Raw genomic sequence first — 12,390 nt, forward strand, 5'->3', positions numbered from 1 at the left:
TTAATGATACTATTATGGTCAAAATCACGGAAAACGGGAAAGAAAGAGAAGCAACCTGCACGGAAGAATTATTTGCGATGCGGGACAGCCTGGATGTTTTGGGCGGGAAGTGGAAGCTTATGATTTTACGGTATTTAACGAATAGGACCGATCAGCAGATCCATTTTAAGAAACTGCAAAGGGGTATTGACGGAATTTCCGCAAAAATGCTGAGTAAAGAGCTGAAGGAAATGGAGGTCAATTTGCTGATTACGAGAACCATTCAGGATACGAAGCCTATTACGGTTACTTATGCCGTTACAGAATATGGCAAAACCGTATTTCCGGTTACTGAAACATTGGTGAATTGGGGATTGATCCATCGCGGGAAGATCAAAGAATCAATGGGGTAAATCATTAAATTACTTCAAAAGAACAGCAATAATTGCTAAAATAGCAGGTAAAGCCTGAACAAAAAATATTTTCTTGGTTGCTGAAATTGCCCCATAAATTCCAGCTACTGCAACACATCCCAAGAAGAATAAAGCAATATTGGTCTGCCATTCCGGATCTTTAATGAACAAAGACCAGATAAGGCCGGCTGCAAGAAATCCGTTATAAAGCCCCTGATTGGCCGCCAAACCTTTCGTCGGCTTGAACATGTCCGCAGGTAAAGCCGATTTGAAAACCTCTTTTCCTTTGGTTTCCCAGGCAAACATTTCCATCCAGAGAATATAAAGATGTTCTAATGCGACAACGGCGATCAGAATTTTGGCAACAATTTCCATGATTTATTATTTTTTGTCATTGTAAAACTAAAAAAATAAAGTTAAGTTTGAGTACTCAATTACAAAATGGATACATTCAAGGCACATTTAGATAAGTTTATTACGGTAAATGATGAAGAATATGCATCTATCCTTTCTTTTTTCCAGGTACAGGAAGTCAAGAAGAAACAAAATCTGATGCTTGACGGCGATGTCTGCAAAAATATGTATTTTGTAGTAAAAGGCTGTCTCCGGAAATTTTTCACCAACGAAAAAGGGGTGGAGCAAACCACAGAGTTTGCCATAGAAAACTGGTGGATCACAGATACTTTTGCGTATGAAAGACAGATCCAGTCAGATTTTTGTATCCAGGCGGTTGAAAAGTCTTCTGTTTTGGTAATTGACCTTCCAACTCAGGAATTATTATTGAAGAAGCACCCTATAATGGAACGTTATTTCAGGATGATCTATCAAAGAGCTTATGCCGCTTCAGAACGAAGAATCCGTTATTTGTATGAAATGTCCAGAGAAGAGCTTTATGTGAACTTCAGCACTCAATATCCCTGGTTCATTCAAAGGATTCCTCAATATCTTATTGCTTCCTTTTTGGGATTTACCCCGGAATATCTCAGTGAAATCCGGGCCAAATTACGTTCTTAAACCAGTTTAAGATTTTTACGGTGAAGAAACCGGAACTTTGTCATGTCATTAAAAGCCCATATCATGAGAAAAGAAAAAGTTCAGTTTCAACAGTTATTTTTAAGGCTTGCTCTTGGAGTAACGATGCTTTCCGCAGTGGCAGACCGTTTTGGATTCTGGGGTAAAAATTCTGCATGGGGAAACTGGGAGAATTTTGAACAGTACACAAGACAGCTCACATTTTTCCTTCCTGAATCTCTAAGCAGGATTTCAGCGTATGCAGCCACTTTTTTAGAAATACTTTTTCCTTTGATGCTGATTGTAGGGTATAAAACCAGAATTGCAGCTTACGGAGCAGGATTTCTACTGTTAATTTTTGCCTTGTCTATGACGATTGCTTTAGGCTGTAAAGCCCCTCTCGATTATTCTGTATGGGTAGGAAGTGCAGGTGCTTTTTTACTGGCAAGTCAACAACAGTATTCTTTTAGTTTAGATCAATTAACCAAAAAATAATTCAATATGAGTGCAAGAATTAATATTGCGACAACAGATTCCGCAGCTTACAAAGCGATGATGGGATTGGAAGGGTATCTTCAGAACATTTCTTTAAGCCCTATTCAGAAAGAGCTGATCAAGATCAGAGCATCACAGATCAACGGATGTGCTTTCTGTCTGGATATGCATACGAAAGACGCGATCAAATACGGAGAAACTCCACAGAGAATCTACCTTTTGAATGCTTGGAGAGAAGCACCGGAATTGTATACGGATGAAGAGCAGGCTATTTTAGCTATGACGGAAGAAATTACCTTGATCAGCCAGAAAGGTCTGACTGAGGAAACGTATTACAAAGCCAAACAGCTTTTTGATGAAAATACCATTGCGCAGATCATTATGGCTATTGTCACCATTAATTCGTGGAACAGAATTGCGATCAGCACGCATTTGCCGATCATGAAATAGTTTTCGGAATAAAGTTATTTATAAAAAGAGTCCCTCAACTTTTGAAGGACTCTTTTTATATGATAACGATTGTATTGTCCTTCCATCGGAAGGAGGAATCTCTTACTATTTTTACCTCTCAACCCTATCTTAATGGTTAAATTAAAACATTAAGAATTTTTAAGTCGTTAAGAATAGTAAGAGATTCTTCGTTTCATTCAGAATGACAAATGAAGGCTTTAAGGATTTTCTCTTTTGAATGGTCCTTGTGGAGCAATAATCTCAAGGTTGGTTCCATCCGGATCACGGAAATAAGCTACTGCTGTTCCAAATCCTGACTGTAAACCGTCTTCTTCCTGAAAGGTAATAGGTTCTCCTTCCGGCTCAATACCGATTTCTTTTAATCTTTCCATTGCCGCATTGATATCATCCACTTCAAAACAAAGATGCATCGCACTGATCTGGTTATTGCTGTAAGAAGCCTGTTCCGATTCCGGGATCACATATTCCAGAATGTCTAAGTTGAGGTTTTCCAGATGAAGATTGGCAAATTTGATTTTGGTATCGTTCAGGCCTTGCGTTTTGGCCATTCTCGGTCCTCCGATTTCATCGATGTTGGAAACTTTTATTCCGGTCAATGTTTCGTAAAAGACAATTGATCGTTCCAAATTTTTAACGGTGATTCCTACGTGATTGGCACGTGTGAATCCTTTGTTTATATTATTTTCCATTTTAAATGTATTAATAATTGTAAGAATGTCATTCCCACTTTAGGAGGAATTTCTTAATAACTTAAAAAAATCTGTAGTATTTTATTTTATTGAATTTTTGCTAGCTCGGTATTGATGAAGTTCAATTCTTCCGGAGAAAGATCGAAGGACATGGCTTTGGCATTTTCAATAGCTTGCTGTGCATTTCTGGCTCCTGCTAAAACCACTGTGATAGCCGGTTGTAATGTGGTCCAACGCAATACCAGTTGTGAAAGGCTAGCGCCTTTTTCCTGAGCGATCGGTTCTATTTTTTCTAAGAAACTCTGAACTTTATGAAGATCGAATTGAGAAAAATATCCGTTTCTGTGATCATTGTCCTTTAATTTGGTGTCTTTAAAATATTTACCGGTTAAAAGACCTCTTTCCATGGGACTGTACACCATAATTCCGGAATTATTTTCCAAAGAATACGGAACCAGATCATTTTCTATGGAACGGTTCAGCATGCTGTAAGAAACCTGATCACTTGCCATTTTCAGGGTTGTGTTGGCTTCTTCCATTTGTTCTACACTGTAGTTGCTTACTCCGGCTGCACGGATTTTTCCTTGCTGAATTAATAATTCAAGCGCTTCCATTGTTTCACTGATCGGAGTTGTACTGTCCGGCCAATGCAGCTGTAAAAGATCAATATAATCCGTTCCTAATCTTTTCAGACTTTCCTCCACTTCTTTGATCACATTGTCTTTGGAAGCATATTTATAGACCGGAATTGTTTTCCCGTTATCTTCTGCATCGAAGAAAAACTCTCCTTTTCCGTTATTGCTTCCATCCCAAACCAAACCGAATTTTGTTAATAATTGAATATTAGATCGGTCTTTTCCTTTGATGGCTTCCCCGATCATTTCTTCACTCAGCCCGAAACCGTAGAACGGGGCCGTGTCAATAGAAGTTACACCGTTGTCTAATGATGCATGGATTGAGTTTATAGAATCCTGTTTTTCATTTCCACCCCACATGTTTCCACCGATCGCAAATGCGCCATGGGTAATCGCTGAAAGCTTCAGATCGGTGTTTCCTAATTTTCTATATTCCATTTCTTGTTGTATGTCTTATTTTTAAATTATTTGTTAAGTTCTTTTGCAATAGCTTCGCCAACACTTTTTGCCGATTGAGGATTCTGTCCTGTGATCACTCGCTGATCGGTCACCACATGATTCTGCCATAGCCCTGATTTTTCAAATTTTGCTCCTCTTTCCTTTAATTTATCTTCCAAAAGGAAGGGAACAACATTGGTTAATTTCACTTCAGCCTCTTCTTCATTGGTAAAGGCGTTGATCTTTTTTCCGTCTACCAGGTATTTTCCATTGCTCAGTTTGATGTTGACCAAACCGGCAGGACCATGACAAACTCCCGCTACAATTCCTCCGTTTTCATAAATTTTTGAAGCAATCTGAGCCAATTCCATGTTATCTGCCAAATCCCACATTGCACCGTGGCCTCCTGCGTAAAAAATAGCTGAATAGTCAGACGGATTTACCTGTGAAGGCTGTAAAGAATTGTCGATTTTGCTTTTGTATTCTTTATTCTCCCAGAATTCTTTGTTCACGGGATCATTAAGATCAAATCCGTCAACAGGAGGTGTTCCGCCTTTCGGGCTTACAAAATCAATTTCATATCCTGCTTTGTGAAGAACTTCCCAGGGATGCGAAACTTCCCCTAAATAATATCCTGTATCTTCTCCGGTATTTCCTTTTTTGTCATGACTGGTTACGACAAATAAAATTTTCTTTTTCATTGTAATAGATTTTTTGTTTTGTGACTGGAATAAGCCTATTGTTAATAAGCTTATGAATAAAAACATTAATTTTTTCATATCCAGATTAAATAATATGGGTGGTGTAAATCCGTGGTTTTTCCTGTAATTTTTCATCAACCAAGGCTCCGAAAGCCTGGATGTAGGGTTGTTGGTTATGCAAAGCCAAACCGTCTTCATTCTGCCAGATTTCATAGAAAACAAACTGGTTTTTATCTTCAATTCCCTGATGCAGACTGTACAATTCACAGGCAGCTTCTTTTCTGGTTTCTGTGACCATATTTTGAAGAGTCTCCAGAACTTCGGCTCTGTACTCTTCTTTTGCTTTAATAATCGCTGTAAGATAAATTTTCATAGATTAAATATATTGTTCAATAGATTGATGTTGTGGTTTCCAATTCAGTTCCGTTCTGGCTTTATCGGCATTGCATAAGCTGTTGGACGCAAAACCGAAATATCCTCCTGCCGGACCAAATGTATTCACCGCTTCCTGAACGGTTACGGATTGTGCAGGTTCTAAATCATACCGGTCACTTATTCTTTCCGCCAGATTTTTTATGTTTGAAGATCCGTTTTCTGCATAATACAGTGATCCTGCTTTTGCTTTTTCCAAAGCCAGAACGTAAAGATCGGCAAGGTCTTCAATATGAACATTTGACCAGATGTTTTCTCCTTTTCCGAAATAGACTCCAAAACCTTTCCCTTTGGAAAAGTTGATCAGAGCCGGAATCTGGATGCTGTCTTTTTTTATTCCTAAACCTTCTCCATAGACCATAGTAGGAACAATAACAATGCTTCTCACTTTTTTTCTGGCGGACTGGAGAATATGTTGATTGATCAATACCCTGGAAGCCATTTCCAGTCTCGGCTGTAAAGGAATATCTTCCGTGAACACAAAATCATTTTTCTCACCGTTCTCTTTTCCGCCAAAGATTGCAGAGCCGGAAGTGAAAATAAATGTTTTTCCGCTTCCTTCGAGTGCATTCACAATGCTGTCGGCAACATAAGCATCATCCGCAGAATCCGCATTATGAATAATAGCATCTGCATTGGAAATTGCAGCTTTTAAAACATTCTCATCATGAATATTTCCTATGATGGTTTCAATTCCCATTGATTCCAATTCCTTTGCATGTGCCTCACTTCGAATCAATCCGATTACTGCATAATTTTTATCCAGCAGTTTCTTAGCCACGGTTCCGCCGATGTATCCGGTGATTCCCGTAATCAATATCCTTTTCATGAGATTACACCAATTGAGGTTTTAGCTCTTTTTCGAAAACATGTTCAAGATGTTCTCTGTACAATTTCATATCGCGTTCAACGTTGGCGTTCTTTTCCACATCATGAAAGTGGAAACTCTCCATCTTTTCTAAAGAAACAAAGGCATTCATTCTGTGGAATCCAAATAACGGTCCATTATCCACACTGGTTTCGTTAAAAAACTCTCCGGGAAGAGTGAAAGCGGTTGCAGGAGCATTCCAGCTCGTGGTCACCATATATTTTCTTCCGCCAAGCATTCCTCCGGTTCCGTAATTGATCTGTGGGTTGTCTGCTTTTCTTCCGTCGCTCATATAAATTCCTTTAGCATGTCCGGCGGTAAAAACTTCATCTATATATTTCTTTAAGCCATTCGGAAGCTGAAACCACCAGATCGGAGTATGGTAGATAATATAATCTGCCCAAACGAATTTTTTTACCTCTTCGTCTTTATTGTACTCTTCATCCACATTTGTGATTTTTACTTCTACATTCTCAAACTTCTGTAAAACTTCCAGTGTGTTTTCTGTGATTGTCTTGTTATATCTTCCTCCGGAATGTCCGAAATTTTGTCCACCGTTGATTATTAATACTTTTTTCATTGTTTCTGATTTGTTTAAATTTTACAATGCAAAATTAGTTTCGATTTTTGTATAATAAAAATAATATAAATTATACCTTTGTATTATAATTATAATAATTAAACTGATGGTTAATTTAGAATGGTACCGAACTTTTAAAGCAATCTATAAAACAGGAACCTTAACGGGTGCTGCAGATTCACTATTTATTTCGCAGCCGGGGGTAAGCTTACATTTAAGTTCACTGGAAGCTTATGTAGGCTATAAATTATTTGACAGGACCGGTAGGAAAATGATTCCTACAGAAAGAGGAAAGGTCTTATTCAATGCAGTTTCAGAGCCGTTGACGAAGCTGGAAGATGTAGAGAAAAACTTTCAGAAATCAACAGAAAAACATACTCCGACGATCAGTGTGGGAATGTGCTTTGAAACATTTCAGACGACTTTAGAGCAATATGTTTCCACATTGCCGTTTAATCTGATCATCAGTTTCGGAGAGTATCCGGAAATGCTGGAGCAGCTGGATAAAGGTATCCTTGATCTGATCATTACACCTAAAAAAGGCGTGTCTCCCAATATCAACCATGAAGCTTTTTCTTCGGAGCAGATTATTCTGGTAGGCGGAAAAGATGTTGATGTGGACAGTTTTAATGAAACGGTAAAAAACAAAGGCATCGAACATGCGGAAGAATGGCTGAAACAGGAAAAATGGTATGGAACAACGGGCGACATGGAACACCTTTTCCAATTCTGGATCATGAATTTCGGACATAAACCGAATTTCCGCCCGAATTATATTGTCCCTAATCTCAATTCCATTATCCGTTGCCTGAAGGGGGGAACCGGATTGGCGGTTATTCCGGATTTTTTATGCAGAAATGAAATCGAAAGCGGTGAGATCAAGCTTATCTGGGAAGGGGAAAAGAAATTGGAGAATACGTTGTATTTCGGGTGCAGAAAGAACACCAATTATCCCTCGGAAATTAATCATATCAAAGGATTATTCAGACAGGTGATGAACTAAAACAATCATATCACGCATTTGCTTTCCGTTTTCGTAGATAGGAAACGGATAGTTTTCCGTGAAGAAATTTTTACGAATTTCCTGTTGAATGAAGCCGTTCTTTTCATAAAACCGAATCTGCTGAAATCCTGTGTCTGAAGTTCCTATCAATAAAGAAGCATAGTGATTTTGGGTGGCCATTTCTTTAGCTTTATTGATTAAAATACTTCCGATTCCCTGCTTGCGATAACTTTCAATCACCGCAATGTTTTTGATCTCCAATTCTTTTTCATTGTTTTTATGCAAAGCCATGACTGCAATATCCTTGTCTTTGTCCTTCAAAACGTAAATTTTGCAATTGAAAATATATTTGTTAATGGCTTGCACGGTTTCATCCGCCAGCAAAAGCAATGCATATGGAATTCCCGAATCGGAATTAAGAGGTTGAAAGGTGAATTTTTCCATTTTATAAGCTCATATGAATTATCGGATACTCTTTTCCGGAACCGTCTTTTTCGGATCTTCCGACTTTTTTGAAGCCCATTTTTTCATAAAATCCGATCGCCTGAGGATTTTGCTCATTCACATCCACTTTAGTCAATCCGGTAGTATCTTTCATGAACTGATAAAGCTTTTTTCCATACCCTTTCCCACGAGAATCGTTGTGGATGAAAAGCATTTCCAGATTCCCTTCAGCAACGGATGCAAAACCCTTCGGTTTGCTGTTCTCGATAAGTAAATATACTTCCAGACTGGGCAGGTAATCTTTTGGAATCACTGCTTTAAAATAATTGAAATCTTCTTCCTTCAGGAAATCATGGGTTGCTTTTACGGCAGATTCCCATATCTCCATAATTACGGGATAATCCTTAGGTTCTGCTAATCTGATCTGATGCGACATTGTTAGAATTTACCACAAAAATAAACTATTCTAAAATTTTACAGAGTCTATGGTTTTAGATATAGAATTTCAATTTTTTGTCGCAAATTTGTTTCACTTTACATTAAAAAATAAAAAACATGCAACAAAAGACATATACAGGTCAACCAGTGATCACATTAAATAATGGGGTAGATATTCCCGCTTTAGGCTTTGGAGTTTGGCAGATGGAAGACATGAAGGAGTGTGAAAATGCAGTAATTAAAGCTATTCAGACGGGATACAGAATGATTGATACGGCTTCTATTTACCTTAATGAAACAGCGGTTGGAGATGGTGTGAAAAATAGCGGAATAAACAGAGACGAGTTGTTTATTACTTCCAAACTTTGGGTTCAGGATCATGGGTATGAAAAAGCGAAAAGTGCATTCCAGAGAACTTTGGACAGATTACAGATGGATTATCTGGATATGTATCTTATTCATTGGCCTTTCGGAGATTTCCTTAGTGCGTGGAAAGCATTGGAAGAATTATATCACGAAGGAAAAATCAAAGCGATTGGGGTATGTAATTTTACAGTGGAAAAGCTTGAGGAATTAAAGGCCAATTCAACAGTGCTTCCTGTGATCAACCAGATCGAGCTACATCCGGTTTTCCAACAAAAAGAACTTCAGGTGTACAACAGAGAAAATAATATCGTAACACAGCCTTGGAGCCCTCTTGGAAACGGAAATGCAGAGCTTTTAAATAATTCAGAATTAAAAACTATCGCTGAAAAATATCATAAAACAGTTGCGCAGGTTATCTTGAGATGGCATTTACAGGAAGGATTCTGTGTGATTCCTAAATCGGTAACGCCTTCCAGAATCGAGGAGAACTTTAATGTTTTTGATTTTGAGCTGACGGAAGATGAAATGAATGTAGTTCGTTCGTTGGATACAGGAAAAAGATTGTTCTTTGATCCGAAAGATCCGGCTTGGGAAGAGAAAATGCTGAGATCTGTAGCGGATATTTAACTCGTAATCATGTTTGATTTAGAAAACTTATTTATTCAATTTCAAAATATGAAGCAGGAACAAAATTCTATTGAAAGAATTATTGGAAAATTCCTTGTTCCAAACCTAAGTGAAAAGAAAAGTATTGAATTATGTCATTTGGGAAAATTCATAAATAAATTGGACAGAAGTTTAGAAATAGTTGAACAAATAGAAAGCCCAGATTTTATAATAAAATCACAGTGTGGAAAATCTATTGGCATAGAACTTCAAACAATTTCAAATGAGTTAAAAGAAAGAGAAAGCATTAAAGAAGATATTATCGATTTTTCTGAAAAAATATTTCGAGTGAAATTTCCCGAAATTAAAATATTAGTAAACTTTTATTTTAATATATCAGTCTTAAAGATAAGTAAAAATCAAAAGTTCAAAATTTCAGAAGAAATTAATGAATTTGTTTATAATTGCTATAAAGGTGAGATTCATAAAAAGAAGCCTGATTTTATAAAAGAAATTAAAATTTTACCACATACAAATCTATTGTTCAATTATAATCCAGGAGGATTTATAGTAAGATTTTTATCAGATCCAGATTTAATGAATGCTATAATTAAAAAGAAAAATTGATTAATAATTATAAGCTAAATAAAAAGATTAACGAATTATGGTTGTTGTTAGTAATAAATCTTTCTCCTGAATCATATGAAGTAGATAATGATTTAATGCTTCCTAATATTGTCTCAAGTTTTGATAAAATATATTTATTAGAAGATTTTAATAACAAAATTTGGGAATTAAAATAAAACTATGACTGCAGAACAATTCATAGAAAAACTTTCCACTTTCATCCATGAAAAAGAGCTTGATAAGGTAGAGAAATTCTTTAAGGGGAACGATGGCGTTACGAAAGCCTTTGGAGTGAAGTTTGGAGATGTTTTCAGCACGGCGAAAGAATTTTCTGTGATGTCTTTGGATGAGGTGAATCTATTATTGGACAGCAATTTCTATGAAATAAGAATGGGAGCGGTAAGTATTATGGATTTTCAGGCAGGAAACAAAAAAACTTCCGAAGAAAAGAAAAAAGAGCTTTTCAATCTATACATTCTTCGTCATGACCGCTTGAATAACTGGGATTTTGTAGACAGGGCGGCGAGAAATGTTATAGGAGAATATTTACAGGATAAACCGAGAGATATTCTGTACCAATTGGCAAAATCTGAAAGTCCGTGGGAGAGAAGAACGGCTATTGTAAGCACTCATGCTTTCATCAGAAGAAATATATAAATGATACTTTCACCATAGCTGAGAGTCTGATTCATGATCCTAATGAATTAGTGAATAAGGCTGTTGGAAGCTGGATAAGAGAAGCTGGGAAAAAAGATCAGAAAAGATTGTTTGACTTTTTGGATCGCTATATAAAAACTATGCCTACAGCTGTTTTTTCTTACGCCACAGAAAAATTGGAAGCTGAGAAAAAGAAATATTATAAAGAAATAAGGAAGCAATAACTGTTGCTTCTTTTTTAATTGAAAAAAATTAATATGTTTTGGCCAGATACAATCAGTAGAAAATTAGGCATACAATATCCGGTGATTCAGGCTCCGATGTTTGGAGTGAGTACTCCGCAAATGGCTTCTGCAGCTTCTAAAGCGAGTTGCCTGGGTTCATTAGCTTTAGCAGATCTTTCTGCGGATAAATCTGTTGAGTTGATCAGGGAAACAAAAAAACTGACCGATCAGCCCTTTGCCGTCAATATTTTTGTTCATAACATTCCTGAAATTACAGATTCTTTAAAGGAGCAATATATTCAGACGAAACAGTTTATAGAACAATTCGCGAAAGAAAACAGCATTGAAGTGAATCTTCCGGATTTGGAGAATATAAAAGTGAATGGTTATCATGAGCAAATTGATGCTATTATTGCAGAGAATTGTAAAATCTTAAGCTTTACATTCGGCAATCTGGATGCTCAGACTATTCAAAAATTAAAAGAAAATGGAGTAGTGCTTATCGGAACCTGTACTTCTGTTGAGGAAGCTTTACTATTGGAGAAATCCGGGATTGATCTCATTTGTGTACAGGGCATTGAAGCAGGAGGTCACAGAGGAACTTTCGATGCTGAAAATATTCTCCAAATCGGAGGATTATCTTTGTTTTCACAAGTGTATGATCATGTAAAAGTACCGTTGATTTATGCAGGCGGAATTTACAATGCTAAAATATTAAAAGCCTCAAAAGAGATGGGTGCACAAGGTTTTCAGGTGGGAAGCATTTTACTGGCTTCTCAGGAAAGTGCTTTACAGCCCTTTGAGAAAGAAAGGCTTAAAAAGGTGACTGAAAAGGATATTGTTTTGACGAGAAGCTTTTCCGGACGATATGCAAGAGGAATTAAAAATAAATATATAGAAGCTCTTGACAACTCAGCGTATATTTTACCATATCCGTATCAGAATAAATTGACGAATGAATTAAGACGTGTTTCTAAAACTTTGAATAATACTGATTTCGTAAGTATTTGGGTAGGGCAGTCTGTTCATGATTATAGTGAGGCTTCTGCGGAGGATATTTTGAGAAAGCTTATTCAGCAGGCTGAAAATGAGGAGCGTTTTTAAACGCAAAGATTGATTTTTATTTCTGTCGATTTTAAGTTGGTAAAGATGTAATCAATTAAAATTGATTGATGAAGCGGTTTATATACTCAAAGCTTAATCGGCAGCTTGCTGCAATACTTTGCTCTCTTTAATTTATATTAGGAATTTAAACCTTTGCGTTAAAAAAATAAGCTGTCTCAATTTGAAACAGCTTTTATTTAACATTGAGA

General features: G+C 36.8%; 17 protein-coding genes and 1 pseudogene. 9 read left to right on the forward strand and 9 right to left on the reverse strand.

Annotated features, from left to right (window positions below; translation table 11 throughout):
• Window positions 1-14 precede the first annotated feature (14 nt).
• The gene (locus ACGHIN_RS09875) at window positions 15-392 is read left to right on the forward strand and encodes a winged helix-turn-helix transcriptional regulator (RefSeq protein ID WP_390452969.1); all 378 of its coding nucleotides are present in this window, start codon (window positions 15-17) and stop codon (window positions 390-392) included.
• 9 nt (window positions 393-401) lie between these two features.
• Here the strand turns inward: ACGHIN_RS09875 and ACGHIN_RS09880 are convergent, their stop codons facing one another.
• Window positions 402-767 (reverse strand): DUF1304 domain-containing protein, encoded by a 366-nt coding sequence (locus ACGHIN_RS09880; protein WP_390452970.1) that lies wholly within the window; start codon window positions 765-767, stop codon window positions 402-404.
• Window positions 768-833: 66 nt separating this feature from the next.
• Here ACGHIN_RS09880 and ACGHIN_RS09885 point away from each other — a divergent pair, with 66 nt between their 5' ends.
• The 3 genes from ACGHIN_RS09885 to ACGHIN_RS09895 all read left to right on the forward strand — a co-directional run bounded on the left by ACGHIN_RS09885 (window position 834) and on the right by ACGHIN_RS09895 (window position 2,348).
• Window positions 834-1,406, forward strand: a complete 573-nt coding sequence (locus ACGHIN_RS09885; RefSeq protein ID WP_390452971.1) for a Crp/Fnr family transcriptional regulator — start codon at window positions 834-836, stop codon at window positions 1,404-1,406.
• Between the two features lie 63 nt (window positions 1,407-1,469).
• Entirely contained in the window at window positions 1,470-1,898 is a 429-nt protein-coding gene (locus ACGHIN_RS09890; protein ID WP_390452973.1) for a DoxX family protein, read from the forward strand.
• Between the two features lie 6 nt (window positions 1,899-1,904).
• Window positions 1,905-2,348: a carboxymuconolactone decarboxylase family protein gene (locus ACGHIN_RS09895; RefSeq protein WP_390452975.1), complete on the forward strand. Its 444-nt coding sequence runs from the start codon at window positions 1,905-1,907 to the stop codon at window positions 2,346-2,348.
• A gap of 218 nt (window positions 2,349-2,566) precedes the next feature.
• On the opposite strand, the gene ACGHIN_RS09900 is transcribed toward ACGHIN_RS09895, so the two are convergent.
• The 6 genes from ACGHIN_RS09900 to ACGHIN_RS09925 all read right to left on the reverse strand — a co-directional run bounded on the left by ACGHIN_RS09900 (window position 2,567) and on the right by ACGHIN_RS09925 (window position 6,712).
• Window positions 2,567-3,058, reverse strand: coding sequence for a VOC family protein (locus ACGHIN_RS09900; RefSeq protein ID WP_390452976.1), 492 nt, complete (start codon window positions 3,056-3,058; stop codon window positions 2,567-2,569).
• Between the two features lie 86 nt (window positions 3,059-3,144).
• Window positions 3,145-4,131: an aldo/keto reductase gene (locus ACGHIN_RS09905; protein WP_390452978.1), complete on the reverse strand. Its 987-nt coding sequence runs from the start codon at window positions 4,129-4,131 to the stop codon at window positions 3,145-3,147.
• 26 nt (window positions 4,132-4,157) lie between these two features.
• Complete coding sequence (locus tag ACGHIN_RS09910) at window positions 4,158-4,832, reverse strand: type 1 glutamine amidotransferase domain-containing protein (RefSeq protein WP_390452980.1); 675 nt, start codon at window positions 4,830-4,832, stop codon at window positions 4,158-4,160.
• Window positions 4,833-4,917: 85 nt separating this feature from the next.
• Window positions 4,918-5,205, reverse strand: a complete 288-nt coding sequence (locus tag ACGHIN_RS09915; protein WP_390452981.1) for a putative quinol monooxygenase — start codon at window positions 5,203-5,205, stop codon at window positions 4,918-4,920.
• Window positions 5,206-5,208: 3 nt separating this feature from the next.
• Window positions 5,209-6,093, reverse strand: coding sequence for an NAD-dependent epimerase/dehydratase family protein (locus ACGHIN_RS09920; protein ID WP_390452983.1), 885 nt, complete (start codon window positions 6,091-6,093; stop codon window positions 5,209-5,211).
• 4 nt (window positions 6,094-6,097) lie between these two features.
• Window positions 6,098-6,712: an NAD(P)H-dependent oxidoreductase gene (locus tag ACGHIN_RS09925; RefSeq protein ID WP_390452985.1), complete on the reverse strand. Its 615-nt coding sequence runs from the start codon at window positions 6,710-6,712 to the stop codon at window positions 6,098-6,100.
• A gap of 106 nt (window positions 6,713-6,818) precedes the next feature.
• Between ACGHIN_RS09925 and ACGHIN_RS09930 the strand changes: the two genes are divergently transcribed.
• The gene (locus ACGHIN_RS09930; protein WP_390452987.1) at window positions 6,819-7,715 is read left to right on the forward strand and encodes a LysR family transcriptional regulator; all 897 of its coding nucleotides are present in this window, start codon (window positions 6,819-6,821) and stop codon (window positions 7,713-7,715) included.
• Here the strand turns inward: ACGHIN_RS09930 and ACGHIN_RS09935 are convergent.
• Both ACGHIN_RS09935 and ACGHIN_RS09940 read right to left on the reverse strand, forming a co-directional pair.
• A complete protein-coding gene (locus tag ACGHIN_RS09935) occupies window positions 7,692-8,159 on the reverse strand; it encodes a GNAT family N-acetyltransferase (protein ID WP_390452988.1) in 468 nt (155 codons plus the stop codon). The genes ACGHIN_RS09930 and ACGHIN_RS09935 overlap by 24 nt on opposite strands.
• Before the next feature lies 1 nt (window position 8,160).
• Window positions 8,161-8,595, reverse strand: a complete 435-nt coding sequence (locus ACGHIN_RS09940) for a GNAT family N-acetyltransferase (protein WP_390452989.1) — start codon at window positions 8,593-8,595, stop codon at window positions 8,161-8,163.
• A gap of 119 nt (window positions 8,596-8,714) precedes the next feature.
• Here ACGHIN_RS09940 and ACGHIN_RS09945 point away from each other — a divergent pair, with 119 nt between their 5' ends.
• The 4 genes and pseudogenes from ACGHIN_RS09945 to ACGHIN_RS09960 all read left to right on the forward strand — a co-directional run bounded on the left by ACGHIN_RS09945 (window position 8,715) and on the right by ACGHIN_RS09960 (window position 12,181).
• A complete protein-coding gene (locus ACGHIN_RS09945; RefSeq protein WP_390452990.1) occupies window positions 8,715-9,590 on the forward strand; it encodes an aldo/keto reductase in 876 nt (291 codons plus the stop codon).
• A 9-nt stretch (window positions 9,591-9,599) separates the two neighbouring features.
• On the forward strand, window positions 9,600-10,196 hold the full coding sequence (locus tag ACGHIN_RS09950; RefSeq protein ID WP_390452992.1) for a hypothetical protein: 597 nt from the start codon (window positions 9,600-9,602) through the stop codon (window positions 10,194-10,196).
• A gap of 180 nt (window positions 10,197-10,376) precedes the next feature.
• Window positions 10,377-11,077: pseudogene (locus ACGHIN_RS09955) on the forward strand (DNA alkylation repair protein).
• Window positions 11,078-11,110: 33 nt separating this feature from the next.
• Window positions 11,111-12,181, forward strand: a complete 1,071-nt coding sequence (locus tag ACGHIN_RS09960; protein ID WP_390452994.1) for an NAD(P)H-dependent flavin oxidoreductase — start codon at window positions 11,111-11,113, stop codon at window positions 12,179-12,181.
• The last annotated feature ends 209 nt before the right edge of the window (window positions 12,182-12,390 follow it).

It is taken from the genome of Chryseobacterium barbadense (assembly GCF_042849955.1).
GTDB lineage: Bacteria > Bacteroidota > Bacteroidia > Flavobacteriales > Weeksellaceae > Chryseobacterium.

What these genes read in the sequence shown, in the direction of transcription:
- ACGHIN_RS09925 (WP_390452985.1), bottom strand. Translation starts at nt 6,712, where the DNA reads ATGAAAAAAGTATTAATAATCAACGGTGGACAAAATTTCGGACATTCC.
- ACGHIN_RS09885 (WP_390452971.1), top strand. Translation starts at nt 834, where the DNA reads ATGGATACATTCAAGGCACATTTAGATAAGTTTATTACGGTAAATGAT.
- ACGHIN_RS09890 (WP_390452973.1), top strand. Translation starts at nt 1,470, where the DNA reads ATGAGAAAAGAAAAAGTTCAGTTTCAACAGTTATTTTTAAGGCTTGCT.
- ACGHIN_RS09940 (WP_390452989.1), bottom strand. Translation starts at nt 8,595, where the DNA reads ATGTCGCATCAGATCAGATTAGCAGAACCTAAGGATTATCCCGTAATT.
- ACGHIN_RS09905 (WP_390452978.1), bottom strand. Translation starts at nt 4,131, where the DNA reads ATGGAATATAGAAAATTAGGAAACACCGATCTGAAGCTTTCAGCGATT.
- ACGHIN_RS09960 (WP_390452994.1), top strand. Translation starts at nt 11,111, where the DNA reads ATGTTTTGGCCAGATACAATCAGTAGAAAATTAGGCATACAATATCCG.
- ACGHIN_RS09950 (WP_390452992.1), top strand. Translation starts at nt 9,600, where the DNA reads ATGTTTGATTTAGAAAACTTATTTATTCAATTTCAAAATATGAAGCAG.
- ACGHIN_RS09880 (WP_390452970.1), bottom strand. Translation starts at nt 767, where the DNA reads ATGGAAATTGTTGCCAAAATTCTGATCGCCGTTGTCGCATTAGAACAT.
- ACGHIN_RS09875 (WP_390452969.1), top strand. Translation starts at nt 15, where the DNA reads ATGGTCAAAATCACGGAAAACGGGAAAGAAAGAGAAGCAACCTGCACG.
- ACGHIN_RS09945 (WP_390452990.1), top strand. Translation starts at nt 8,715, where the DNA reads ATGCAACAAAAGACATATACAGGTCAACCAGTGATCACATTAAATAAT.
- ACGHIN_RS09900 (WP_390452976.1), bottom strand. Translation starts at nt 3,058, where the DNA reads ATGGAAAATAATATAAACAAAGGATTCACACGTGCCAATCACGTAGGA.
- ACGHIN_RS09910 (WP_390452980.1), bottom strand. Translation starts at nt 4,832, where the DNA reads ATGAAAAAGAAAATTTTATTTGTCGTAACCAGTCATGACAAAAAAGGA.
- ACGHIN_RS09930 (WP_390452987.1), top strand. Translation starts at nt 6,819, where the DNA reads ATGGTTAATTTAGAATGGTACCGAACTTTTAAAGCAATCTATAAAACA.
- ACGHIN_RS09895 (WP_390452975.1), top strand. Translation starts at nt 1,905, where the DNA reads ATGAGTGCAAGAATTAATATTGCGACAACAGATTCCGCAGCTTACAAA.
- ACGHIN_RS09920 (WP_390452983.1), bottom strand. Translation starts at nt 6,093, where the DNA reads ATGAAAAGGATATTGATTACGGGAATCACCGGATACATCGGCGGAACC.
- ACGHIN_RS09915 (WP_390452981.1), bottom strand. Translation starts at nt 5,205, where the DNA reads ATGAAAATTTATCTTACAGCGATTATTAAAGCAAAAGAAGAGTACAGA.
- ACGHIN_RS09935 (WP_390452988.1), bottom strand. Translation starts at nt 8,159, where the DNA reads ATGGAAAAATTCACCTTTCAACCTCTTAATTCCGATTCGGGAATTCCA.